The organism is Lysinibacillus sp. fls2-241-R2A-57 (genome assembly GCF_030209535.1).
In the GTDB taxonomy this organism is placed as follows: domain Bacteria; phylum Bacillota; class Bacilli; order Bacillales_A; family Planococcaceae; genus Lysinibacillus.
Window position 1 is genome coordinate 1 of the sequence record NZ_JARVRU010000096.1, and the last position, 24,220, is coordinate 24,220.

General features: G+C 37.7%; 24 protein-coding genes. All 24 read right to left on the minus strand.

Translation table 11 applies throughout. From position 1 onward, the window contains the following. Nucleotides 1–235: 235 nt before the first annotated feature. Nucleotides 236–517 carry a YggT family protein gene (locus tag QRN68_RS16100; RefSeq protein ID WP_285397916.1) on the minus strand — a complete coding sequence of 94 codons (282 nt, stop codon included), beginning with the start codon at nucleotides 515–517 and terminating at the stop codon, nucleotides 236–238. Between the two features lie 20 nt (nucleotides 518–537). After that, on the minus strand, nucleotides 538–1,035 hold the full coding sequence (locus QRN68_RS16105; RefSeq protein ID WP_285397917.1) for a cell division protein SepF: 498 nt from the start codon (nucleotides 1,033–1,035) through the stop codon (nucleotides 538–540). After that, the gene (locus QRN68_RS16110) at nucleotides 1,019–1,735 is read right to left on the minus strand and encodes a YggS family pyridoxal phosphate-dependent enzyme (protein WP_481817458.1); all 717 of its coding nucleotides are present in this window, start codon (nucleotides 1,733–1,735) and stop codon (nucleotides 1,019–1,021) included. Before QRN68_RS16110 ends, QRN68_RS16105 begins: the two co-directional genes overlap by 17 nt. 140 nt (nucleotides 1,736–1,875) lie before the next feature. Then, nucleotides 1,876–2,112 carry a PRC-barrel domain-containing protein gene (locus QRN68_RS16115; RefSeq protein WP_049668351.1) on the minus strand — a complete coding sequence of 79 codons (237 nt, stop codon included), beginning with the start codon at nucleotides 2,110–2,112 and terminating at the stop codon, nucleotides 1,876–1,878. 170 nt (nucleotides 2,113–2,282) lie between these two features. Beyond that, the gene (gene sigG / locus QRN68_RS16120) at nucleotides 2,283–3,056 is read right to left on the minus strand and encodes an RNA polymerase sporulation sigma factor SigG (RefSeq protein ID WP_285397918.1); all 774 of its coding nucleotides are present in this window, start codon (nucleotides 3,054–3,056) and stop codon (nucleotides 2,283–2,285) included. Between the two features lie 114 nt (nucleotides 3,057–3,170). Continuing rightward, entirely contained in the window at nucleotides 3,171–3,878 is a 708-nt protein-coding gene (gene sigE, locus QRN68_RS16125; RefSeq protein ID WP_049668349.1) for an RNA polymerase sporulation sigma factor SigE, read from the minus strand. A gap of 13 nt (nucleotides 3,879–3,891) precedes the next feature. Continuing rightward, entirely contained in the window at nucleotides 3,892–4,725 is an 834-nt protein-coding gene (locus QRN68_RS16130; protein WP_285397919.1) for a sigma-E processing peptidase SpoIIGA, read from the minus strand. A gap of 510 nt (nucleotides 4,726–5,235) precedes the next feature. Continuing rightward, a complete protein-coding gene (ftsZ, locus tag QRN68_RS16135) occupies nucleotides 5,236–6,393 on the minus strand; it encodes a cell division protein FtsZ (protein ID WP_285397920.1) in 1,158 nt (385 codons plus the stop codon). 306 nt (nucleotides 6,394–6,699) lie between these two features. After that, nucleotides 6,700–7,980 (minus strand): cell division protein FtsA, encoded by a 1,281-nt coding sequence (gene ftsA, locus QRN68_RS16140; protein ID WP_285397921.1) that lies wholly within the window; start codon nucleotides 7,978–7,980, stop codon nucleotides 6,700–6,702. A gap of 99 nt (nucleotides 7,981–8,079) precedes the next feature. Continuing rightward, nucleotides 8,080–8,448 carry a small basic family protein gene (locus QRN68_RS16145; RefSeq protein WP_285397922.1) on the minus strand — a complete coding sequence of 123 codons (369 nt, stop codon included), beginning with the start codon at nucleotides 8,446–8,448 and terminating at the stop codon, nucleotides 8,080–8,082. A gap of 3 nt (nucleotides 8,449–8,451) precedes the next feature. After that, nucleotides 8,452–9,171 carry a DUF881 domain-containing protein gene (locus tag QRN68_RS16150; RefSeq protein WP_285397923.1) on the minus strand — a complete coding sequence of 240 codons (720 nt, stop codon included), beginning with the start codon at nucleotides 9,169–9,171 and terminating at the stop codon, nucleotides 8,452–8,454. 138 nt (nucleotides 9,172–9,309) lie between these two features. Next, nucleotides 9,310–10,038: a DUF881 domain-containing protein gene (locus QRN68_RS16155; protein WP_285397924.1), complete on the minus strand. Its 729-nt coding sequence runs from the start codon at nucleotides 10,036–10,038 to the stop codon at nucleotides 9,310–9,312. Continuing rightward, a complete protein-coding gene (locus QRN68_RS16160) occupies nucleotides 10,016–10,837 on the minus strand; it encodes a cell division protein FtsQ/DivIB (RefSeq protein ID WP_285397927.1) in 822 nt (273 codons plus the stop codon). The genes QRN68_RS16155 and QRN68_RS16160 overlap by 23 nt, the downstream gene beginning before the upstream one ends. A 20-nt stretch (nucleotides 10,838–10,857) precedes the next feature. Next, a complete protein-coding gene (gene ftsW, locus QRN68_RS16165) occupies nucleotides 10,858–11,937 on the minus strand; it encodes a putative lipid II flippase FtsW (protein WP_285397928.1) in 1,080 nt (359 codons plus the stop codon). A gap of 40 nt (nucleotides 11,938–11,977) precedes the next feature. After that, complete coding sequence (gene murD / locus QRN68_RS16170) at nucleotides 11,978–13,327, minus strand: UDP-N-acetylmuramoyl-L-alanine--D-glutamate ligase (RefSeq protein ID WP_285397929.1); 1,350 nt, start codon at nucleotides 13,325–13,327, stop codon at nucleotides 11,978–11,980. Continuing rightward, nucleotides 13,327–14,298 (minus strand): phospho-N-acetylmuramoyl-pentapeptide-transferase, encoded by a 972-nt coding sequence (gene mraY, locus QRN68_RS16175; protein ID WP_285397930.1) that lies wholly within the window; start codon nucleotides 14,296–14,298, stop codon nucleotides 13,327–13,329. Before mraY ends, murD begins: the two co-directional genes overlap by 1 nt. Before the next feature lie 125 nt (nucleotides 14,299–14,423). Then, complete coding sequence (locus QRN68_RS16180; RefSeq protein WP_285397931.1) at nucleotides 14,424–16,340, minus strand: stage V sporulation protein D; 1,917 nt, start codon at nucleotides 16,338–16,340, stop codon at nucleotides 14,424–14,426. Between the two features lie 58 nt (nucleotides 16,341–16,398). Beyond that, entirely contained in the window at nucleotides 16,399–18,612 is a 2,214-nt protein-coding gene (locus QRN68_RS16185; RefSeq protein ID WP_285397932.1) for a penicillin-binding transpeptidase domain-containing protein, read from the minus strand. Beyond that, nucleotides 18,609–18,977 (minus strand): cell division protein FtsL, encoded by a 369-nt coding sequence (gene ftsL / locus QRN68_RS16190; RefSeq protein ID WP_285397933.1) that lies wholly within the window; start codon nucleotides 18,975–18,977, stop codon nucleotides 18,609–18,611. The genes QRN68_RS16185 and ftsL overlap by 4 nt, the downstream gene beginning before the upstream one ends. Next, nucleotides 18,978–19,928 carry a 16S rRNA (cytosine(1402)-N(4))-methyltransferase RsmH gene (gene rsmH, locus QRN68_RS16195; RefSeq protein WP_285397934.1) on the minus strand — a complete coding sequence of 317 codons (951 nt, stop codon included), beginning with the start codon at nucleotides 19,926–19,928 and terminating at the stop codon, nucleotides 18,978–18,980. Between the two features lie 59 nt (nucleotides 19,929–19,987). Further along, nucleotides 19,988–20,419, minus strand: coding sequence for a division/cell wall cluster transcriptional repressor MraZ (gene mraZ, locus QRN68_RS16200; RefSeq protein ID WP_285397935.1), 432 nt, complete (start codon nucleotides 20,417–20,419; stop codon nucleotides 19,988–19,990). 253 nt (nucleotides 20,420–20,672) lie between these two features. Then, nucleotides 20,673–22,289, minus strand: a complete 1,617-nt coding sequence (gene bshC, locus QRN68_RS16205) for a bacillithiol biosynthesis cysteine-adding enzyme BshC (RefSeq protein WP_285397936.1) — start codon at nucleotides 22,287–22,289, stop codon at nucleotides 20,673–20,675. 329 nt (nucleotides 22,290–22,618) lie between these two features. Continuing rightward, the gene (locus tag QRN68_RS16210; RefSeq protein WP_285397937.1) at nucleotides 22,619–23,014 is read right to left on the minus strand and encodes a DUF3397 domain-containing protein; all 396 of its coding nucleotides are present in this window, start codon (nucleotides 23,012–23,014) and stop codon (nucleotides 22,619–22,621) included. Further along, on the minus strand, nucleotides 23,011–23,913 hold the full coding sequence (locus tag QRN68_RS16215; RefSeq protein ID WP_285397939.1) for a ketopantoate reductase family protein: 903 nt from the start codon (nucleotides 23,911–23,913) through the stop codon (nucleotides 23,011–23,013). The genes QRN68_RS16210 and QRN68_RS16215 overlap by 4 nt, the downstream gene beginning before the upstream one ends. Nucleotides 23,914–24,220: the final 307 nt, after the last annotated feature.

Below are 24,220 nucleotides of genomic sequence, written 5' to 3' on the forward strand. Positions count from 1 at the left end.
CGCTTCGCTTTCGCACAGTTAAAACATTTGTTGCTGTCGCTTCGCTTTCGCACAGTTAAAACATTTGTTGCTGTCGCTTCGCTTTCGCACAGATAACATCCGCTTCGCTGCAAGGTCTCATCTATGACGCTAATCCCTAAGGAGTCGCCTAGTCACTAAATTGTAAAGCAACCATTTTTGTTAAATATAGTATTACCCATAAATAAAAAATCCCCACCATTTGTGAGGATTTCTTTTAAAGAAACATTTCGTACACTTTTTGAATAACAATAAAAAGCCCATTTTTAATAAAATTAAGCATAAAAATTGCCACGATTGGAGAGATATCAATCATACCAATCGGAGGGATGAATTTCCTGAAAATCCCCAAATAAGGCTCGCATACTTTTTTAAGGAAACGGCCAATTGCTGATTCTTGCGCAGCAGGTACCCAAGACAATAAAACATATCCAAATAACATAAAAGAATACACCTTAAATGCTAATGCTACATAACCTAAAATCATCCATAAATCCATATAAACTACAATCCTCGCTATTAATTATCGTCTAAAATAAAATTCGAAATTTCGCCAGACACTTCTACATTATCAGGTGTGCATAGGAAGATGTCTTTCCCTATTCTTTGAATATCACCACCAAGTGCATAAACTGTGCCACTTAAAAAATCAATAATCCGCACACCTTGCTCTCGCTCAATACGTTGTAAATTGACAATTGTTGCGCGTTTATTTTTTAAATGTTCAGCAATATCCTGTGCTTCAGCATAAACTCTAGGTTCAACTAATACAACTTTTGCACCTTTAGAATTCATAGCCGCCTGTAAGCTTACAATATTGTTCGCAGGTGTTGTACTCTGCGGGAAAATTTCCTGAATTGGTGCCTTGCGCTCTTTAATAACTTTTTTAGGCTTCACTGATTGAACCTGTTGCTGTTGTTGTACGGGTTGTTGCTGTTGAATAGGAGCTTGCGTGATTTCTTCTTCTAATTCTTCCTCAAGGTAAAAGAAATTTTTGATTTTATTTTTCATGCTCATCCTCTTCCCCTCTTTCATTTCCAACAAGAGCCGTTCCAACTCGAACAAATGTAGCCCCTTCCTCTACCGCAATTTCAAAGTCATTAGACATGCCCATTGATAACTCGGTACAAGGTGCGTGTGCGAATCCTTGCTCGGCTATTTGCTGTTGACATTGTTTTAATTGCTTAAAAACAGAGCGAATAATTGTATCATCATCTGTATTTGGTGCCATGGTCATTAAACCAACCACTTGAATTTTGGTAAAACTCTTTAATGATTCAATAAAAGGCAGAATTTCCTCGATTGATAAACCATGTTTTGATTCTTCTCCTGATACATTAACTTGTACAAAGCATTTGACAGGTTTGTCTGCTCTTTTTTCAATTTCTTCTGCTAAACTCAAACGATCTAATGAATGTAAATAATCAATGCTGTTAATGACTTGTTTTACCTTACGTGTTTGTATAGACCCAATATAATGCCAATGTACATCATCTTGAATCGCCTCAATTTTACGATTTAAGCCTTCAGGACGGTTCTCTCCTAAATGAATAAGTCCTGCTTCAATTGCTTCTTGTGTTCTCTCTACTGAAACTTCTTTTGTTACTGCAATAATCTGAACTTCGTCTGCTTCACGATTTGCACGTTTTTTTGCTGCTTGTATTAGAACATTTATTTTATTTAAATTTGTTAAGATTTTTGTCACTGTTTTTCCCAACTTTACAACAATAGTTTCTTTTATTGTAACAAGCAATGCTTGAATTATCAATGAATAGCATGACCTAACCTTTGTGAAATTACTAACCGTTCACAGCTTAAAATTAACTTTCGTTTTAATAAACATAGAAATTTCGCACTTTAGGATAATGCTTTTACTAAAATGACATCCTTTCCAACTACAAGTACATCTTTCATATACACTTTCCTAACAGATTCTTCTCCCCGAAAAAAGCCCAGATATTTGCGGGGCTCTGCAATCATAAATGCCGTTACATAGCCTGTTTCTTTGGATACCTCTGCATCGACCACAAATCCTAAAAAGCGTCCATTGCCTGCTTCAATAACTTCTTTTTGCTGTAACATCGAAAAACGCATTTTATCCCTCCTAAATCAATTACTCTCAACATCGTTTTATCTCAACAAACTATGTTTTCTCTTTATATTTATGTGTTTATTGTTGTTTAAATGAAAATGAAATGATTAAGGAATCTCTATTTCATTGACATAAATTAAAATGCGCACCGAGAGTCGGGTGCGCATTGTTTTTACTTATAATCTTTTTGCATTGTTTCAATTGCATTTTTTTCTAGACGTGAAATTTGCGCTTGAGATATTCCCAATTCTTTTGCAATTTCAGTTTGTGTCTCACCGTAATAAAAACGCTTTGCAACAATCATTTGTTGACGTTCATCTAACTTTTGCAAACTTTCCTTTACCGATACGTAGGCAACCCATTGATCTTCTGATACATCATCATCACGTAATTGGTCCATCATATAAACAGCGTCTCCACCGTCTGAATAAATGGGCTCTTGTAATGAAACTGGATCTTGAATGGCATCTAAAGCAAATAATACATCTTCTTTTTTCATGTCAATCATTTCAGCAATTTCTTCAATCGTTGGTTCTCGTAAATTTTCGGTTATCCATTGCTCTTTTGCCTGCATCGCCTTATACGCAATATCTCTTAGAGAACGAGAAACACGTAATGCATGATGATCACGCAGATGGCGACGAATTTCACCAATAATCATTGGTACAGCATATGTTGAAAATCGTACATTATGCTTCAAATCAAAATGATCAATGGCTTTCATGAGGCCAATACAGCCTACCTGAAATAAATCATCTGCCTGTTCACCCCTGTAGGCAAATCTACCGACAATACTGAGCACTAACCTTAAATTGCACATTACAAGCTCTTCTCTAATCTCAGTTTCTCCAGCTTGTAAACGGATGAAGAGTTCCTTCATTTCCTCATGCTTTAAAATTGGCAAAGTCGATGTATCTAAGCCGCAAAGATCTACTTTCGTTCGCATATTCGATTCCTCCGGATGTTATTCTCTGACTAAACCGTTACATCAGTTTGTCCGAGAGAAACGAGAATATGCACAAAAGATACGACCAATTTTAGGTAGGTTAAATTTCCCTCCCTAAGATATTGGCTGGTTCAAGTTTTCACGTAAATCTTGAATAATTTTCTTCTCTAATCGGGAAATATATGATTGTGATATCCCTAAATGATCTGCAACTTCTTTTTGAGTCATTTCAATTTTCCCATTAAGGCCAAAACGACATTCCATAATATATCTTTCACGCGCCCCTAGTAAATTAATGGCATGAAACATATGTTGTCGCTCAATTTTCTTCTCTACATTGTCTAAAATAATATGCTCTTCAGTTCCTAAAATATCAGACAATAACAATTCGTTTCCATCAGCATCAGAGTTTAATGGTTCATCTAATGAAACCTCACCCTTCATGCGACTTGTTTTACGTAAATGCATTAAAATTTCATTTTCAATACAACGTGATGCATACGTTGCAAGCTTAATATTTTTATCTGTATTGAACGTTTCAATCGCCTTAATTAAACCGATCGAACCAATACTTATTAAATCCTCAATCGGCGTACCCGTATTATCAAAACGCCTAGCAATATAAACAACAAGACGTAAATTACGTTCAATTAGTGTATCTCTAGCTCGTAAATCACCATTCATAAAGGATGCAATGACTGTAACTTCTTCTTCTCGACTTAGTGGCACTGGCAATGAATCATTTCCCCCTATATAGTACGTTTCACGACTTCGAAACTTACTCCAAAATTTTTTCAAGCTAGCAAGTAGCCTAAGAAGCAATAGTTCTCCCCCTCTATGAGTTATTTGAAAGCGCTGAAAAATGTAAAATTGCTGCTGTGCTATGTGGAAAATTTTTAGCCTTTTTTGTTAGCACGATATATTCATTCTTTTTCACTTGTGAGTGCTCCCCCTTGATATGCAACTCCTCAAAGCGAAAACCTAGTACAACCGACTGCTGTTGCACTGTATTAACATGAATAAATCGAATATAACGCTGATAATCTTCTGAAAACATGGATACATTATACGGATCAGTTTCTTGCCATTCTAATAATGATTTGCAAAATACTGCGGGTAAATGTGGTCGTAAAGCTCCATAAGAGACAAAGTGAACAGGTTTTCCTGATAGTGGCTCGATAGCTTGATTACCTGTATCTACAAATGCAGAAAGTGGTATCCTTACATCAAAAATTTTCAATGTGGTATCAAAAACAAACTGACCGCTTAACCGCTCTAGCTTTACAAATCCCCATTGCTTATAAAAAGCAACAAGATTACCAACAGCTAATAATAGGCAAATGATGATAAAATGGACGACAGAAAGATTTTTCAAATATGGTTGTAACGCTGTTAACAATCCACCGATCACGATTGTTGCTGTTAAAACGATTGGTCCTTGCTTTTGAAAGCTTCGAATCTTGAAGCGAAAAGCTATCCCAATTAGTAAAATAAAGCTCAGCACCATCGTCAACAGCATTTGCCCACCTATTACAGCTACAAAACTACTACAAATAGAACTCATTAATAATCTCGTATTCTTTACAAAAACCCCTGTTACCTTTGCCGTAAACTTGAGTATCGCTAGGTTAAAAAGTGTATTAATGAGCACCAGCCATTCTCCATACATAACAGCCGCCTCCTACTTACAAAGTTAGCATGTTATACCCACAAATATTGTCAAACAATCGCATCATTTCCTTAAAATGTTTTGACAAAATACATGCTTTCCTTACACAATTTGAACAATCAATTTATTTCTCTTAATTATTATTGCTGTCGCTAGTTAACGTTTCTCTACTCGAACTAAAAATCAACAGTGATGCTGTAATTTCACTTTCTCTTCAATAACTTTTGCCGAATAAGATATAGTTTTACAGATATGTTGATTAACCATTTCTATTCACCCTATTTTCGCGCTACTAGCTTTCCCGCGAAGTTGAGTCGTCCTATGCTATAATCAGTTAAAATGGGAATATATTAGCAAAATATAGCAACAAGAAAAAACCTTTTATCGCTCAATAATAAACCTATCTTTTTCCTAACTAACACGCCTGATAATTTTACTTTGGAAATATAAAAAACTCGTATTTTACATATGTAAAATACGAGTTTTTTATAAGTCAGATGCTTTCATTGATCAGCGATTTCTACGGTTACGTAAAAATGCTGGTACCTCAAGCATGTCATCCTGCGCATAATTTTGTTGATTTTGTTGACGTGGTTGCTCTTGCTGTACGTGCACATCTTGTCGTGGTTCACGAATAGGTGCTTGCTGTTGCTGAACAGCTTGTCTATTTGTATTTATCGTCGGACGTGTAACATTACGGTGTTGCTGTAGAGCTTCTTCTGAGAAACCAGTCGCAATAACTGTGACAATAATTTCATCTTTTAGATTTTCGTTAATAACAGAACCGAAAATCATATTTACTTCTTCATCAGATGCTGAAGCTACGATGTCTGCAGCTTCTTGTACTTCAAATAGACTAAGGTTTGAGCCACCTGTAATATTCATAAGGACACCTTTAGCGCCATCAATTGATGATTCAAGTAAAGGACTTGAAATAGCTTTCTTAGCTGCCTCTGCTGCACGATTTTCACCTGTAGCAATACCAATACCCATTAACGCTGAACCTTTGTTAGACATAATTGTTTTTACGTCTGCAAAGTCTAAGTTAATAAGACCCGGCGTTGCAATTAAATCTGAAATACCTTGTACACCTTGTCGTAAAACATTATCTGCTTCACGGAATGCCTCAAGCATTGGCGTAGATTTATCGACAATTTGTAATAGCTTGTCGTTCGGAATGACGATTAAAGTATCTACAGCTTCCTTCATGCCACCAATACCACCGATAGCTTGTGTTTGTCGCTTGCGACCTTCAAACGTAAATGGACGCGTTACAACACCGACTGTAAGAGCTCCTAAATCACGAGCAATTTGTGCGATTACTGGTGCGGCACCAGTACCAGTTCCTCCGCCCATTCCAGCTGTAACGAATACCATATCTGCACCACGTAGAACCTCTTCTAATTGTTCACGGCTCTCTTCTGCAGCTTTTTTCCCTACTTCTGGATTTGCACCTGCACCTAAACCACGTGTAAGTTTTGTACCAATTTGTAGTTTTATTTCTGCTTTCGATAAATTTAGCGCCTGTGCATCTGTGTTTACTGCGATAAAGTCAACACCTTGTACTCCATGTTCTATCATTCGATTGACAGCGTTGTTACCGCCGCCACCAACACCAATAACTTTTATTACTGCAAGTTGATCAACACTTGTATCAAATTCTAACATTTCTTTTTCCTCCCACGGTAACTCGACTCTGTATCATTCATTACGCATTTAAGATCAATTATGCCTCGGTATAATTGCGTCCGGAATCGGCTTTGTGCTTAGGCCTGCACGAGGGCCGACACGATGTCGGTCATTTCGGTAATACCACAGGACGTGGCGTTTTTACCGATGCAGGTCAGTTAGCCGTTATCGCATGGATGCGATGGTTTTAGGCTAACATCCTATGCGAACTCCTTTCCGATTCCGTGACATCCGCCGGAGGCTTTAACTTCTTTCAGCGGGTGTTTGGACACCTGCTGAAAGATGTTAATCAAAAAATTTATCAAATAATTTTTTTGCTCTTCCGATTACGCTTCCTTTTGATTCTGAAGGTGCAGCATATTCTTGCTTTTTAGGTGCTGCAGGAGATCCTACAACTGCATATTCAACAGGCTGCGTATTAGTACTTTTTCCATAAAAATCATCTTCTAAATAGGCGTAACGAATAAGTCCAACCGCCGTCGTAAATGAAGGCTCTCTAACGCCAATATAATCGGGTGTATAAATTCTAACACGCGTTTGCAGAATCTGGCGTGCCAGTTGAGCAATACCCTCTAGCTTTGCAACGCCTCCTGTCAAAACAACACCGCCTGGTAAATCTCTAACACCTAGACGTGCTAACTCGTCGATGACTAACTCAAATAATTCTTCCAAACGAGCGCCGATAATTTCTGATATATAGCGCTGGCTGTACTGATCTGTTGAATCTGTCCCTACAACCGGCACTTCGAAGAGTTCATCATCTGATGCGTCATCATAATAGGCATGTCCAAATTGATGTTTAATTTGTTCTGCCTGTTCTGTTGGTGTTTTTAAGACGATCGAAATATCTTTTGTAATATGATCGCCACCAATTGGAATGACTCCTGTATGTGTTAACAGTCCCTCTTCGAATACTGTGATAGTAGTGGAACCGCCGCCTAAATCAATGAAAGCGGTACCTTGGTTTTTTTCATCCTCCGTTAATGCAAAAAAACCTGCTGCTAATGGTTGCAAATATATTTCTCGAATACTTAGACCTGCACGTTCTACACAGCGTAGAACATTGTGTAAGAGTGTCTTGGAGGTTGTAATCATTGTGGCATCCATTTCTAAACGGATACCAATCATACCTCGTGGATCTTTAATCTCATCTAAGTTATCTACAATAAATTGTCTAGGAATGATGTTAACTAATTCACGTTCAGGAGGTATTGACATGACTTGCGCAGATTCTACCACTCTATCTAAATCATCATCTGTAATTTCTCTATTTTCACTATTTACAGCGACAACACCTTTAACTAGCTGTAACATCGTCTGGTTTGCCGGAACTCCTAAAACGACTTCATTAATTTGATATCCTGTCATTCGTTCGGCTTGTTCTATTGCTTTTCGAATCGATTGGACTGTTGCATCAATATCAACAATTGCACCTTTTCGAACTCCATTCGATTTTACATTTCCGACGCCAATTACATGTAATTGACCATCGCTCATTTCACCTATTAATACCTTGATAGAGGATGATCCTATATCAAGAGAAATATATAAATCTTGCTGATTCAATTCACTGCACCTCCTTGAAAAAATGCTCTTATTCTCATTCTATTGTAAATTTAGCATAATGTCTAAGCAAATCGAGTATTTTGCTCAATTTTTCTCTTATTATTTGGAATTTTCATCCTTCTTGTGACGTTTCTCATCTAAGCGCGTTAGTAAAATACGCCTAATTATTGCTATATTCTGGAACAAACGTACCCCAAACGCGAAAATAGCCGCTAAGTACAAATCTATCCCTAAATACACACCTAAGAAGGCTAATCCTGCTGCAAGAATTATATTAAAAAAGAATCCTGATACGAATACTTTATCGTCATATACATGCTGTAATTGAGCGCGAATACCGCCAAATAATGTATCTAATGCTGCTAAAACAGCTATTGACAGATAATTTTCATATATAGAGGGTATTTGGATATTTGTTAACAAGCCAAGGGCAAGTCCAAATATCAAACCTAAAAATGGTAGCCACATAAATTATTCTCCTTTTTCCACCTCTGTTAAATAATCATTTGTCAATGACTGATCAAATGCTGGGATTGTTAAATGCTCAGTCGGTTCCTCTATAATTAAATTAAAATTATCTAAATAAAAGGAATCGATAAATGTTGAAGCCTGTAACGAATTGTACATTTTTTGAGCTTCTTTAAAAGAGCTAGTCCCAATATAAATTTCAAAAGGTGGTGAGGACAGTGGTATACTGTTCACTGTAGTCTTTCCATTTATGTCTCGAATGGCAGTCGTATGGACAACGCGATTTCCATCTATCGAGACACTCGCTGCATTGTATTTAAACAGAGCATTTAGTAATTGGGTTAGTAAATCAGGTGAAATTTCTTTGATTTCATACCCCATTTCTACTAATTCGGGCGCTGGTTCAACACGAAGTACAACGCCTGGCCCTGTGACTTCCGTTAGCCCAGCCTGTAGCTTTAAACGATTCAACGTTTCATATAATGCAGCCTGTAAATTTGCTTTCTCAGATTGCTCATAGCGACCCACTACTTCATTTAGTGAGCGAATTTCTGCTAATAATGTGGAATGCCTTTGCTTTTCTTCTGCTAATTCCTCTCTTATGGCCCAAATATCTCGTGTATCTCGCTCAGCTGGTTGCTTTATGGTATTGTATTGTACCGCTATCATCAAACCGATAATAAATAGCACGATCGTTATTCGGGTGTACATATTTTTTTTCAAAATAGCCCCTCCTAGACGTATCGTAACCCCCCACAGATTTACTCCTTAGATTTTGAATTATGCGAACGCACGTTACAATTTATAACTTATCTGGAGGCTATAACTAAATTTAGTCTGTAAATATTAACTGAAAATCGTTTAACTTTCTACTTGTGCTTTTGGCATAGTTAGCTTTTCTTCTTCTTCTAATGACACAACAATATTGTCATTTAATAGTTGATCTACAATGCCACCATTTAAGTTTAAGGCAGCCATCAATGTTTTTGAATCTCCTACAGCCTCAATGACAAATGGAGCCGGATGCTGCTTGCCATCTATCGTAATGACTGGTCCATTACAGCGTATATAAGAATTCGCCAAAACGCGTTGACCATTAATAGCAATTGCTTGGGCACCAGAAATTTTAAGCTCATTGAGTAGTTTAAAAACATGGCTCTCATGCACAATATAATCATTAGGGTTAGCAGATTTCGGATCGTAATCACCGTCTTGAAGGGTAATACGTATCCCTTTTCCTTCTGCATTTAAATCGCCTAACAACAAACGTAAATCCTCTGCTTCTTCAACAAGCTTTGTATAATCCTTTTTACTAGCAACAAATGATTTTTCATACTTGCGAATTTTTTCTTGTAAATCAGTCACCTCTTCTGACAGTTCTTTATTGCGCTCTTGCTGTGCAATTAACTCCTCACGATATGACTCTTCTTGCTCAAAAAGCTCTGCATCACTTGAACTTGCATCTCGATTATCTTTTGCCTGGTTGTACGAATAGCCAACGATAAATCCCATAGTCACACAAACAATAAGCAACTGAAATTGTTTTCTTGAAAAGAAATTTCCTTTGCTATTCTTTTTCTTGTTGTTCATCTTTTTTCACTTCCTGGTTGGCCGAATCTCCCTCTAAGTCAATGCTTACTTTGTTGTATTCATCATTGAAAGATTTGTAATACGAGCCGACCTCTAAGTCGATAACACCCTTTTCTAAATTTGGGATTTGTGCCACAAGTGCAGGGTAATGATTTAGCTTTTCTGCCAAAGTTTGAATAACAGCACGTACTTCATAGCCATCGTTCATATAAAGCTTAACAGCATTAGGATTTGTCTCATTACCGTTTGTATTGACTTGAGAAATTAACGATAATACTTCTGGCTTTAATTGTGCTAATTGCTTGACAAGCTTCTTAATGGTCTTTTCGCCAGTTATACCGATAAATACAGGTGCGTCAATCGGGATGTCATCCCCAGCTTGTTCAAAACGTTCGCCATTTTCAAGTAACGGATAATAAGTGCCGTCACCAGCTAAGTACGCAACTTTTTTCCATTCTTTAATTTCTATTGTCACGCCTTGAAGCCAATTACGTTTAACATGTGCATCTTTTACCCATTTATCCTTTAGTAATAATTTCTCTACATCTTCTACTTTAAATCCCCACATCGACTTTCCAGGTTCAAGAGTGCTGGCTTGTACATAATATTCTTCATTTGCTAACTGAGCGCCATTGACTGTTATTTTGTTGATTTTACTGTAAGGAGATTGAAAATAAAGGAGTACTGCTAACACAATAAAGAAAAGTAATATTAGCACTATAAATTTCCGGTTTGTACGCTTTTTTCGTCGCTTTTTTAGCGTAGGTATGCGATCTTCTATATCAATTACTTTCTCCAAAAAGTACTCCTCCTTTATATTTATTTCGCTAATTGATAAATAATACCTATTATTAACCACATTGTTACTAAAGATGTTCCTCCGTAGCTAATAAAAGGTAATGTGACACCTGTTACAGGAACTAATCCGATCACTACTGCTATATTTAGAAATGCTTGTACGGTCAGCATTGTGACAAGTCCTATTATCGCGTAATAAGATGTTCTTGTTTTAGCCTGTACTGCGAATTTATAGCCTGCATAGATTATTAGCACAAAAAGCGCTACAATCACTAGCCCACCAAGCAATCCTACCTCTTCAAGAATAATTGCGTAAATAAAGTCATTTTGTGGTTCAGGTAAATATAAAAACTTCTGCCTGCTTTGTCCAAAACCATGCCCAAAAATCCCTGCTGGACCTATAGCCATTAACGATTGTACAGCCTGAAAGCCACTTCCTAAAGGATCGACCCACGGATCAATAAATGCTTCAATTCGCTTTAGTCGATATGGCGCTGTGACAATTAAACCCACTAATCCAGCAATCCCAGCAACCATAAACATCGCATAAAGTTTTAAAGGATACCCTGCCACAAAAAACAATAAAAACACAGAAACAACTAGAATAAATACTGAACCAAAATCAGGCTGCAACATAATAAGGACAACGGGTAATAATAGGACCAATCCATGACGCCAATTAACGATCGACGTACCCGTTTTATGTTGCGCTAAAATATGACTCAAGTACACAATGACTGTAATTTTCGTTAGCTCTGCTGGCTGGATTGTTAACGGACCTACTCCAATCCAGCTTTGAGAACCATTTCGTACAAGTCCAATTCCTGGTATAAGTACAAGGACCAGTAAAATTAACGAAAATATATAGGCCATCTTCCAAAAGGACTGAGTTTGCAAAATCTTTAATCGAATAGTGATTAAAAACACTATAATGGCTACCCCAAAGTACATACTTTGCTTCATATAAAACGGCATTTTTCCACTATAATGAATGGCACTCCAATAGGTACCTGCAGAATAGACGAAAATAATGCCGATTATTGAAAGCATCAATGTTGTGACGAGCAATATATAGCTTTCTTTTCCTCTCAGTAATGCCATCCTTCCAAGTCAAGTATATTCTAAAATAGTTACAGGCTCATTACAGCTTCATTACAGCATCAATAAAAACGTCGCCTCGTATTTCAAAGCTGTCATATTGATCCCAGCTTGCGCAAGCAGGAGATAAAAGAATAACATCGCCTTCTGCCGACATCGGTGCCGCATAATGTACTGCATCCTCAACATTTTGGGCAATAACAGTTTGCTGTACGCCACACGACTTCGCAAATTCTACAAAGCGTAAACCTGTTTCTCCAAAGGCAACAACACCTTTTACATGGCTCATGCATGGACGTAATTCTTCAAATGAATGACCTCGATCTAAGCCACCCGCAAGTAAAATGACCGGTGCTTGGAATGCATCTAAAGCACTTTTTGTAGCTAAGCAGTTTGTCGCTTTGGAGTCATTGTAAATTTTACGTCCATTCCATTCACGCACGAACTGAGTACGGTGACGAACTCCACCAAACTTAGCTAAAACTTCTTCCATTTTAGCTTTGTCACAGCCTACTAAAATACAAGCCGCTACAGCTGCTAAAATATTTTCTAAGTTATGCTTACCAGGCAAAGCGATATTTGCTCGATCTAAATATGGTTCACCCTGCCAGTAAATTGTTGTTTCATCCGCACTAATACCCTCTTCTGTACGCCCCTTAGAACTAAATGGTACCTTTTTAGCATTAGATTTTGTTGCATAACCAACAACAATTGGCTGATCAGCATTATAGATAAAATAATCGCTTTCATCTTGATTACGTGAGACACCAAATTTTGCCTCTGCATAGTTGTCAAATGTCCCATGATAATCAAGATGTGCATCATAAAGATTAGTTAATATAGCGATTTTCGGCTTGAATGTTTTGATTCCCATTAATTGAAAAGAGGATAACTCCGTAACAATTACATTTTCCTTCTGTGCCTCTCTAGCAACACCACATGCTACTGTCCCAATATTCCCTGCAATTAGCGGTTTTGGGCCACCGTCATTCAGCATGTCAAAAATTAATGTTGTCGTTGTTGTTTTACCATTTGACCCTGTAATCCCAATAAACGGCGCTTCACTAATTAAATAGGCAAGCTCAATTTCTGTCCATACCGGGATTTCACGGCTTATGGCATCAGCTACTATTTTGTTGCTATAAGGAATCCCTGGATTTTTCACAACTAATTCAAAGCCTTCATCGAGTAAATCCTCTGGGTGACGCCCACAAATAACTGTAATACCCTTTTGCAATAAGCCTTGTGCATCTGGGCTTTCGTCAAATGGTTTTGAATCATTGACCGTCACAAAGGCGCCAAGCTCATGTAGAATCTCTGCTGCAGCCACACCACTTTTAGCTAGACCTAAAACTAGGACTTTTTTATGTTGTAAATCTGTATAGTTTTTCATTAGAACGCCTCCGATAAGACTGCAATCAATGCTACTGCTAAAGCAGTTGACCAAAAGACAAGTACTACCTTCCATTCTGACCAACCTGATAATTCAAAATGATGATGAATAGGACTCATTTTAAAAATACGTTTTTTACGAAGTTTAAAGCTACCTACCTGTAAAATAACGGATAATGTTTCAATAACAAATACTAATCCAATTAATAACAATAAGAATTCTGCCTTTACTAAAACAGATACCATTGCTAAAGCTCCACCTAATGCTAACGAACCTGTATCCCCCATAAATACCTTTGCAGGATTCGCATTAAAAAGTAAAAATCCTAATAATGCACCTGTCACCGCAAATGCAAATAAGGCGATATCTGCTTGATCTTGGAATAGAGCAATAACACCAAATGCTGCAAAGGCAATAGATGCAGTACCTGCCACAAGCCCATCTAGTCCATCTGTTAAATTAACTGCATTCGAGAAGCCAACTAACCAGAAAATTAAAAAGGCTACATAGAAATTACCAAGATCAATCGTCCAATCCGTAAATGGTATAGCAAGTGTTGTATCAAACGATCCTACATGTAATAAGAAAAAGGCTAAGATCGCAATGACAATTTGACCAATCAGCTTTTGAAGTGATGTTAGTCCTAAATTACGTTTAAAAACAACCTTTAAGCCATCATCTAACAAGCCGATTAATCCAAACCCTGCTAATACTAATATCAGTACGACGGTTTGTGTTGTAAATAAATCTAAAAAGCTTCCTACACCAGCAGTAGTAAGGATAATGGCAATTAAGAAAATAATGCCGCCCATTGTTGGTGTACCAGCTTTTTTCATATGTGATTTTGGTCCTTCTTCACGAATGCTTTGACCGAATTTTAATCGGCGAAGAAGTGGAATACAAATAGGTGCCAGGATAACTGTTACTATAAAAGCAATAGCTAAAATGGTAAGAGTTGTTGCGAGTTTCATTGAAAAATCTCCTTTAAATCTCGTTTCACTTTCTTCTTCAAGAAAAAAGCACAAACTTTCATTTATTTATTACTACCCTTCATAATAATAGTGGTTCTTTCCCATTTTTTAAAGGTAAAGTTATATTAGTTCTCTAAATATAGATGAATGGTGCCATCTTGTTTGATAACACTATCCACTTCAGGCAGTTGATTGCCAATTTTAGTCCCTTCTCCATGCCATTCAATACGGAATGGATAATGTTGCTTGGCAATATCGTCCTTTGTTTGACCAATAAAACTTGGTACCTTCACAGTAATTGGGTCACCCCAACGATAATCCTTTTCAAGCTGTGCCTTCGATTTTTCAATGCCAACAAAAGGTGCAACATCTTCAATAATTTGACCAACGATTGGAGCTGCTACAACTCCGCCAAACTGTGTTGTCTTTTTCGGGTTATCTACTGCTACATAAACGACGATTTGCGGATTATCCGCTGGTGCGAAGCCAATAAAAGATACGATATAATCGCCACTTTTATAACGACCGTTTTCTACCTTTTGCGCTGTACCAGTTTTACCTCCAATACGTAAGCCATCTCGGTAAGCTTGACGTCCTGAGCCTTTCGCTACAACAGATTCCAATGCACCTCGAACTTTCGCAGATGTCTCTTCTCGAATAACCTGTTTTTTAACTTCCGGTTCAGTCTCTTTTATTACTTCCCCAGTATTCGGATTAAAAACCTTTTTCACAACATATGGCGTATAAAGCTTACCCCCATTTACTGCTGCGGCTACGGCTTGCACTTGTTGAATAGGTGTAACGGCTACCCCTTGACCAAATGAAGTTGTTGCCTGCTCTACAGGTCCAAAGGCTTCTTTTGAAAATAAAATCCCTGAAGCTTCTCCGGCGATGTTAGACCCTGTTTTTTGGCCAAAACCAAAATCTTTAATATATTGTAGTAATCTATCATCACCTAGTCGTTGACCTAATTCAATAAAACCTGGGTTACAAGAATTTTCTACAACTTCTAGGAATGTTTCATGTCCATGACCACTACGCTTCCAACAACGCAATTTAGCTCCTGCAACCATTGAATAGCCCGGATCATAAAAAGTATCCTTCTCTAAATCTACTAAATTTTCTTCTAGTGCTGCACTGAGCGTTATAATTTTGAACGTCGATCCCGGCTCATACGTCATCCAAACTGGTAAATTCCGATTGTAGATAGCAGGCTCTACCATCTGATATTCTGCTGGATGGAAGGTAGGATAGGAGGCTAATGCTAAAATCTCACCATTGTTTGGATTCATAGCAATCGCTAACGCTTGATCAGCTTCATAACGCTCCATCGCCTGCGATAATTCACGCTCGACGACCTGTTGTGCATCTACATCTATCGTCAGCTCGATTGTCGCGCCATCTTCACCAGACTTCCAAGCGCTTGCTACATTCTGCAAATTATTCCCTTTCGCATCTGTAAAGAGCCGTATTGCCGAAGAATTAGCCTGTAATAGCTTATTGTATTCATATTCAATTCCTGCTAAACCTTGTGCATCATAGCCTGTGAAACCTAAAAAACGAGATAGTAAGGTACCGTATGGATAATCCCTTGAATAATCAACACCACTATATAATCCGTCAATCTGCATACCTTGTAACTGCACTGCTTTTTCATAGGAAATGTTTTTCCCTTCAGGTGCCAGCTTTACTAAGTATTCTTTTTTCTTCATTTTTTTCAATAGCTTTTGTTCATCTACTCCTAGAACTTGAGCAATTTTTGCTGCTGCTCCTTCAATATCCTTACTTTGAGAAGGCATGAAATATAAAGTTGGCGCAAGCTTATTGGTAACAATATTTTTCCCATCGCGGTCTGTAATATGCCCTCGCTCATTGGCAAATGGAATTTCTCGGTCCCAGTTCTCTTCAGCTTTCTTGGTCAGTTCTTTTTGATCTAACACTTGCAAGAAGAAGAGCCTAATGACAATCGCAGCTGCTACAAACATAAACAATACGTATAAAATACGCAATCGCTTTTTGGAATGGATAGAAATCCACTTCATTCGACATCACACCTTGTTTTTTACAACGTATGAAATAAAGTGGACTTCTATTCAGTATCTATTCATCATCTATTTGTTCAATTTCACCCTCAGAAGGGGTCTCTACATCTTTCTTAAAGCCTTCCGCTGGTGTTTTCAGCTTCACAACAATCGGTGAACTATCTGAGATTACAGTACCTGCCGATACGCTTTGACTAGCGACATAGCCCTCTCCAACGACTTCAATTTCTAAACCGGACATTGACTTAAAGACAAGTACATTACGCAATGACCAGTTAGTAAAGTTCGGAAGTGTTGTATCACCTTTTGTTTTTAAAAACACAAGGTTACCTTTAACAAGCTTTTGAGGCCCTTTTGGATACTGGTCAATAATTTTACCGCCACCACCAATAATCACTGGCTGTAGACCATCATTCGCAAGCTCCACTTGGATCGCCTCAGCACTTTGACCTGTGTAATCCTTTATTTTTGTATTGTCAACATGCTGTACATCTTCAGGATTAACATTTAAATACTTTAAACTATTTAACATCACTGGGTTAAATACTTTTGAAACTGGTATAGAACCAAGTTCATGCTTTTTCGGTCTTTTAACCGAGACATACATAACGAGCTGTGGGTCATCTACAGGTGCCATTCCTAGGAATGAATACAGGTACTCGTTTGCAAGATATCCACCACTTGCTTTAGGAATTTGGGCAGTACCTGTTTTCCCTGCAACTTGATAATCTTCAAGTATAAAATCCTTCGCTGTCCCATCTTTTGATGTTAATGTTGAGGCAAGAATTTCACGTACTTGTTTTGCTGTATCAGCTTTAATCGGCTGTCCCTTTTCAACAGGCTCGTGATTTTGAATGACTTTCCCTGTTGAAGAGTCTACAATACGATCTATCACATAAGGCTGCATCATTTTTCCATCATTCGCAATCGCCGTAATCGCTTGAATTAACTGAATCGGCGTTACTGTAGAACCTTGACCATAAGTCGTTGTCACTCGCTGAATTGGATACTTAGATAAAATTGTACCAGTTGCTTCATTCGGTAAATCAATACCCGTTTTCTTACCAAAGCCAAATCTATCTAGATAGTCAAGAAACACATCGTCACCAATTTTCTCTAAAAGATGAGCCATCCCAGTATTTGCCGATCGTTGGAACCCTTCTAAATATGAAATTTTGCCCCATCCGTACCGATTGTGATCTCGAATCGTACGGTCATATACTGTATATGATCCTGACATAAATTTCTCATTTGGATTCCAAACCCCAGTATCAATAGCCGAGGCGAGCGTGAACGTTTTCATTGTCGAACCCGGTTCAATGGTTTCCTCAATAACTTCATTTAACCATTTCATATTTGTGCCTTCACGTGTATCAGGATTAAACGTAGGTCGCTGAGACATCGCTAGGATTTTTCCTGTTTTTGGATCTGCTACAACGGCTGTCATAGATTCGGGGTTATATTCCTTTTCCACCTGTGTCATTGCTTCCTCTAAAAAGCTTTGAATCGTTTTATCAAGTGTTAAATAAATATCGTCGCCATTCTTCGCAGGTGTTATCATTTTCTCACTATTTGGCAATAGATAACTGAAGGCATCTGTTTCGTATTCAACCTTACCATCTTTACCGGTTAGTTCTTTGTTATAGGTGTACTCTAGACCCATTTTCCCTTTAGTCGTGAACGTCCCATCCTTATTTTCCTCACTGACAGTGAAGCCAATTAAGTGCGAAGCAAAAATTCCATTTGGATAATAACGTTTTAAATCGTTCATAAATATAATCCCTGGTAATTTCTCCTCTTTGATTTTACTCATAGTTTCATGACTTATTCCACGACCCGCACTACCAAATTCAACTTGATAAGGTTTTTCGCCATCATCTTTTAATCTAGTAAGCTGCTTATAGATTTTTTCTTCGTCAGTAGTATCAGGAAGATATTTTGCTAATATTTTCGCAGTTTTTTCTGGGTCTACTACATGTCGAGGTTTTTTCGGATCTGTCGTGGCCTTGTCACTTACAATTGCAATTAATCGGTAGCTAAGTGTATCCTCAGCAATGACTTGATTATTTCCATCGTAAATTTTCCCACGACTTGCTGTTATGGCACTTTCTTTACTATATTTCGCAGCTGCCTTTGCCGCAAGCTCTTGTCCTTCCACTTCACCTGTCGCCTGTAACATAAACATTCTTGAGAACAATAGAAAAAAGAGCCCTCCATAAAAAATTAATAATAGAAAGGCTCCCCATTGGAATCGAAATCTCTTTTTTTTCATTCTCCCGGCACTACCTTTACATTTTTCTCATTTAGAGTTAAACCGAGTTCTTTAGCTTTTTTCAATATGTTATCGTATGTAGAAAGTTCACTCACACGAACTGTCAAGTCAACATTCTGTTTAGCAATCTCATCTGCTTCAGCTTCGATTTTTTGAATGTCTATGCTTGTCGTTTGAATTGCTGCTTGCTTATTTAAAACTAGTACTGATAATACAGCAATAATGCCAACTAAAAAAATTAGCATTGTTTTTTCAAACTTCTGGTTCGGTTTTTTACGACGTATGATAGTGGGTTGTGGACTAGAGGGTGTTATCGGTTGTTGCACATGTTGTTGTTGGTGCTGCCTTACACGAACTGCTGCCATTTACTCACGCCCTTTGTCGTTAATTTTCTCTACCACTCTAAGCTTTGCTGAACGAGCTCGATTGTTTACTGCCAATTCTTCATCTGAAGGAAGAATCGGTTTTCTCGTAATAAGCTTTAAAGTTGGCTTCATGTCATCAGGAATTACTGGTAAATTCGGTGGTAATTCCGGTAATGATGACGCTTCCTTAAAAATTGTCTTGCATAGGCGGTCCTCCAATGAATGGAACGTAATGACACTAACGCGTCCACCTACGTTGATCATATCAATCGCATCGACTAATGAATCCTCTGCTGCGCCTAGCTCATCATTAACAGCAATTCGTATTGCTTGGAATATGCGCTTCGCTGGATGTCCACCTTTACGGCGAGCCGCTGCTGGGATACCCTCTTTAATAAGTTCTACAAGTTGTCCAGTCGTTTCAATCGGTGCCACCTTGCGTGCCTCTTCAATTTTACGAGCAACTTGCTTTGAAAATTTTTCTTCTCCATAACGGAAAAATATACGCACTAAATCTTCATATGCCCATTCATTCACAACATGAAATGCTGTAAGCGATGCCGTTTGATCCATGCGCATATCCAGAGGTGCATCATGATGATAACTAAATCCTCGTTCTGGTGTATCTAACTGTGGTGAAGAAACACCTAAATCATATAAAATGCCATCAACTTGCTCGATACCAAGATTTAATAATTCTTCTTTTAAATAGCGGAAATTCGAGTGAACAAATGTTACGCGCTCAATATATGGCGCCAATCGAACTTTTGCATTGTTAATAGCGATCATATCTTGATCAAAGCAAATTAAACGACCTTTTTCAGATAATTGTTGTACTAAATATTCACTGTGCCCTGCCCCACCTAACGTGCAGTCCACATACACACCATCAGGATCGATGTTCAACCCATCAACTGTTTCTCTTAATAACACGGTTGTATGATCGAACATACCACTCGCTCCCTTCAGGCCTTAACTTCATATACAGCAGACACTTACGCGTCTAAAAATTAAAAATCAAAGCCAATCATATTTTCTGCAATTTCATTAAAGGATTGTTCAGACTCACTAAAGTAAGTCTCCCAAGCATCTTTCGCCCATACTTCAATTCGATTCGAAACCCCTAACACTACACATTCTTTCACAAGATGTGCATGCAGCATTAGAGTTGAAGGAATATTAATGCGCCCCTGCTTGTCTATCTCTACTTCTGTTGCTCCAGAAAAGAAAAACCTTGCAAATGCACGTGTATCCTTTTTGGTCATCGGTAAGCCCTTTAATTTTTCTTCGAGTTTTCGCCATTCATCCATAGGATAGCCAAATAAACAATTATCAAGTCCGCGTGTCACAACAAACGTTTCACCTAAGGCTTCACGAAATTTTGCGGGCACGATTAATCGTCCTTTCGCATCAACAGAGTGTTGATATTCTCCCATGAACATGCTATTCACCCCACTTTATTAAATAATGTACCACATCCCCCCACTTTCCTCCACTTATTTTAAAAAAAACTTGACACTTTAATATCTAATATGAAATTAGACCTTCAACGAAACATCCAACCTGTGCCAAATGACATAACAAAAGAGCTACCCTTAGTAGGATAGCTCTCTATTCACTAGCAATGTCGATAGTGATCATCAAATCCATATTGTATAAAATCATTAATTAGGCACAAAGATACACATTCAGAAATTATAAATAAAGTAAATAGTGGTGATTTCCAACGTTATAATCCTGCTTCAACATTTCAGCAATCAACATAGGTCCAAACTCATTGAAATACTGATAAGGATTATAAGTTCTTTCTTGCAATCCCTCATTTGGATATAGCTCATTTTGTAGCGTCATAAATTTCCGGATTGTCGTTTCATGCTTATTAAGTACAGTTTGTTCAATCTTTTGCTGTAAATACTCAAATTGTTTTAGATGATTCTCTTTATTTTTTGTAAGTATTTTATCTAGCAATAGATGTTGCTCTTCTAAATAAGTTTGAAGTGCAGCATATTTTTCGAAAAGCTCTTGTTGCATCGTCTGAATTTGACGTTTCGCTTCAGCATCCTGTACTTCTGCAACAAACTGTTCCTGAAGCTGTAACGCTTTCCCATCCCAAACATCAGCAACATTTAAATGAAGTTCACGTAAAAGTTGTTCTACATGACGCGTGACAATCGTGATATGAAGTCGCGGAGCAAAAATCGGCATTTGTAAGTCTAATACCGAAAATGCATCCTTCAACGTCGCCCAGTACGCAAGCTCTCCTGGTCCACCAACAAATGCAAGCACAGGCAAAGTCATTTCCTGCATTAACGGTCTTGTAACAACATTATTACTTAATTGCTCAGGATGCTTGTTTGCAATTTCTAAAAGTTCTTCACGCGACAGCTTGATATTTGCAGCCACATTAACAAATAGCTGATTCTTCCTCTCCAATAGATGACGTTCCCCATCTTCTACAAAAAATAGATTGGCCGCTTCATTCGATGCCAAAATAGGATTGCCATAGCCTGCACGTTCAAGCTCCACTTCTTTTTCTGTTACCACTCTAGCAATTTCTTCATTTTTATGAATGATACGGGTAAAATTCTTACTCTCATATTGTCGGAATTTAAAGTCCGCTGCATCTATCATCAATAAACCTTCATCTTTAAACAACTGGTTCATAAGTTGCGCAAAGAAATCCGTAAATGTTTCACTCTTATTAAGCGTATCCACTAATTGTTTAATAAGCATTTCAGTGAATTCCGTTTCACCAATATCCTTCATAATTGTATTCAATACTTGTGTCATGGATTCTTTATTTATACTCGTTACAGAAGCCATTGTTTTACGTCTTGAACGTTCACCGTAAGCTCGTTTTTTAATAGTAGCACCTTGTAATGTATACGTATGGTTAATTTCCTCTAAATCATGATCTTCTCCAGCTATCCAAAAAACAGGAACAACCGGTCGTTGAAGCTTCGCACTTTGCTCTTTCGCTAATGTAATGACTGAAATCGCCTTATGCACTGAGTAAAGAGGGCCAGTTAATATACCCGCTTGCTGCCCACCGACAACCGCAACAGCACCTTGCTCTAGTTGCTGTAAATGTTCATTCGCTTTCTTCGAAATACCAAGCGGCTCCATAAATTGACGGATAATGGCCGTTAATTCTTTTTGATCATGCGCATGCTGATCTAAATATTGCACTCGTTTTTCAAAAGATTTATCGTTATATTCATATTCAAAAAACTCATGGATGGCAGTATTTGGCGACCAATAATCTGCTAGCAAACGATTTTTTATGGGTACTCGGATTGACTCCAGTTTCATTTAACACAAACTCCTCTACTCACTAAATCATCTTCTTGCTCTTAATAAGCTCATTACCATAACGTGTGGTTGATTTCCGTTCCAACTTATATTCAAGACATACGCATCAACAAATGTCATCCACAACTTTTGGTGACGAGCCTCTTAACAAGCAAATTTGTCATAAACTCCTTTAATACTTACTATGCGATTTACCCTTAGTATGTTGCTAAACGCTTGAGTACTTTGGAATTTATTTAATATTTTTTGCAACATATAGAGTTATTACTAAAAACAATTTATAATGCTATCATTTTAACGCTTATGGCTTCAACATGAAAAGAAAATGCTTAGACAGCCTGTAAATATTCAATTACTGATTGAATAACACCTATTATACAAATAACAATATACGCCGTACTTAGTACCAAAAATTGAAAGCGCCAAATTTTCCTAAGTAACGCTTTCACTTCAATCTCTTTTTTTGTTCGCCAATCAATATATGTAAAAACCATTGCCATCATTATTGCTAACGATACTAAGAGTGCGCTAACATTTATATTCCATAGCACATCAATCGCGAGAGGTACTGAAAAAAACAAACAAAATGTCGTCATGTCCGATGCCGCTCCAAAAGCATGAGTGCCTCGGATTTTAATCTTCCGACTAATTAAATAGACAATCACAAATAAAAGGATTGGACAAAAAATGACGATACTAATAACAATATGTAAAAACTCTTTCAACTTCTTTCACCGCTCTCCTCTATTGCAAGTACTTGGTGATATAAAGTACGTAAGGTAGGCAAATTGTGACCACTCGCTAGAGCTTTTTCTAGTATCACTCCAACAATCGTGTCAATTTCACTTTTTCTCCCTTGCATCCGATCCGCTAACATAGAGGACGTATTACTTGCTGTTTTTTCACATAAGTCTATCACTTTTAAAAAAGGTATAGCTTGTTCTATGCCTTTAAAAGCAACCGTCAACTCGTGATAGATAGTTTGCATTAATAAAAATGCTTGCTTATTCGTTACTAACTCTCCATTCTTCACTTGTAAAACAGCCGTTAATGGATTAATCAAACAATTAAATACAGCTTTCTCAAATAGCATTTGTTCAGCATTAACAACCAATTCAATTGGGTATAAAGAATTTCTAAGTTGTAACAACTTGTTAAATACATCACTATTTCCACGCTCTATCGCAATTTTACAAGCCCCTACTCCTCTATGTTGTACAGTTGACTGAGCTATCATTTGAGCACCAAATGACACAGAACAAAAAGCTATATTTTTTTGTGGTAAACGTAGTGCTTCATCAAAATGTGCTAAACCATTTTGCATAAACAGCAACGGTACTTCACTTGGTAATGAAGACAATTGTTCGTAAAGCTTTTGCAATTGACCATATTTAACCGCAATCACAATTAAATCTTGCTGTGGCAGCTCCTCTAATTTCGTAGTTGAAGCGACTTTTTGAACCGTTTCCGTTCCATCAACATTCACTCGTGTTAAATACTTTACATTAAGTTCATCCGCTTGCCCCTGCCTTCTTGCAACCAACGTTACAGACATACCAGACTCAGCTAAAAAACTTGCCGTTAACTGACCTACAGCCCCAGCACCAATAATCGCCACATTCACTACACTCCACACCTCCCCCATTTGCAAATAAGCAATCTAAATAAGAGAATACCCTTCTAAACAACCTATCACAAATTTCCCGCCTTCGTCCCTCTCTACAGAAGGAGGTGCCTTAGAAATAGTTCTAAGGCACCTCCTATGCAGGTTCTTTTATTATACACTAATCGGACTTTTACAGGCAGTTAATCTCCCACCTATCTTCTTTCTTTCGGTACAGATTTCTTAATGCGGGATAAATAATTATTGAAATACTTAGTGTAGGATTATGTTTTCATTCAAGTTTACACTCTTACTAAGTAACTTACCT

Bases quoted from the DNA above. Each gene is read 5' to 3' on its own strand.
- QRN68_RS16100 (WP_285397916.1), bottom strand. From the start codon at position 517: ATGGATTTATGGATGATTTTAGGTTATGTAGCATTAGCATTTAAGGTG.
- QRN68_RS16105 (WP_285397917.1), bottom strand. From the start codon at position 1,035: ATGAGCATGAAAAATAAAATCAAAAATTTCTTTTACCTTGAGGAAGAA.
- QRN68_RS16115 (WP_049668351.1), bottom strand. From the start codon at position 2,112: ATGCGTTTTTCGATGTTACAGCAAAAAGAAGTTATTGAAGCAGGCAAT.
- sigG (WP_285397918.1), bottom strand. From the start codon at position 3,056: ATGCGAACGAAAGTAGATCTTTGCGGCTTAGATACATCGACTTTGCCA.
- QRN68_RS16130 (WP_285397919.1), bottom strand. From the start codon at position 4,725: ATGTATGGAGAATGGCTGGTGCTCATTAATACACTTTTTAACCTAGCG.
- ftsZ (WP_285397920.1), bottom strand. From the start codon at position 6,393: ATGTTAGAATTTGATACAAGTGTTGATCAACTTGCAGTAATAAAAGTT.
- QRN68_RS16145 (WP_285397922.1), bottom strand. From the start codon at position 8,448: ATGTGGCTACCATTTTTAGGTTTGATATTTGGACTTGCCCTTGGCTTG.
- QRN68_RS16155 (WP_285397924.1), bottom strand. From the start codon at position 10,038: ATGAACAACAAGAAAAAGAATAGCAAAGGAAATTTCTTTTCAAGAAAA.
- ftsW (WP_285397928.1), bottom strand. From the start codon at position 11,937: ATGGCATTACTGAGAGGAAAAGAAAGCTATATATTGCTCGTCACAACA.
- murD (WP_285397929.1), bottom strand. From the start codon at position 13,327: ATGAAAAACTATACAGATTTACAACATAAAAAAGTCCTAGTTTTAGGT.
- mraY (WP_285397930.1), bottom strand. From the start codon at position 14,298: ATGAAACTCGCAACAACTCTTACCATTTTAGCTATTGCTTTTATAGTA.
- QRN68_RS16180 (WP_285397931.1), bottom strand. From the start codon at position 16,340: ATGAAGTGGATTTCTATCCATTCCAAAAAGCGATTGCGTATTTTATAC.
- QRN68_RS16185 (WP_285397932.1), bottom strand. From the start codon at position 18,612: ATGAAAAAAAAGAGATTTCGATTCCAATGGGGAGCCTTTCTATTATTA.
- ftsL (WP_285397933.1), bottom strand. From the start codon at position 18,977: ATGGCAGCAGTTCGTGTAAGGCAGCACCAACAACAACATGTGCAACAA.
- rsmH (WP_285397934.1), bottom strand. From the start codon at position 19,928: ATGTTCGATCATACAACCGTGTTATTAAGAGAAACAGTTGATGGGTTG.
- mraZ (WP_285397935.1), bottom strand. From the start codon at position 20,419: ATGTTCATGGGAGAATATCAACACTCTGTTGATGCGAAAGGACGATTA.
- bshC (WP_285397936.1), bottom strand. From the start codon at position 22,289: ATGAAACTGGAGTCAATCCGAGTACCCATAAAAAATCGTTTGCTAGCA.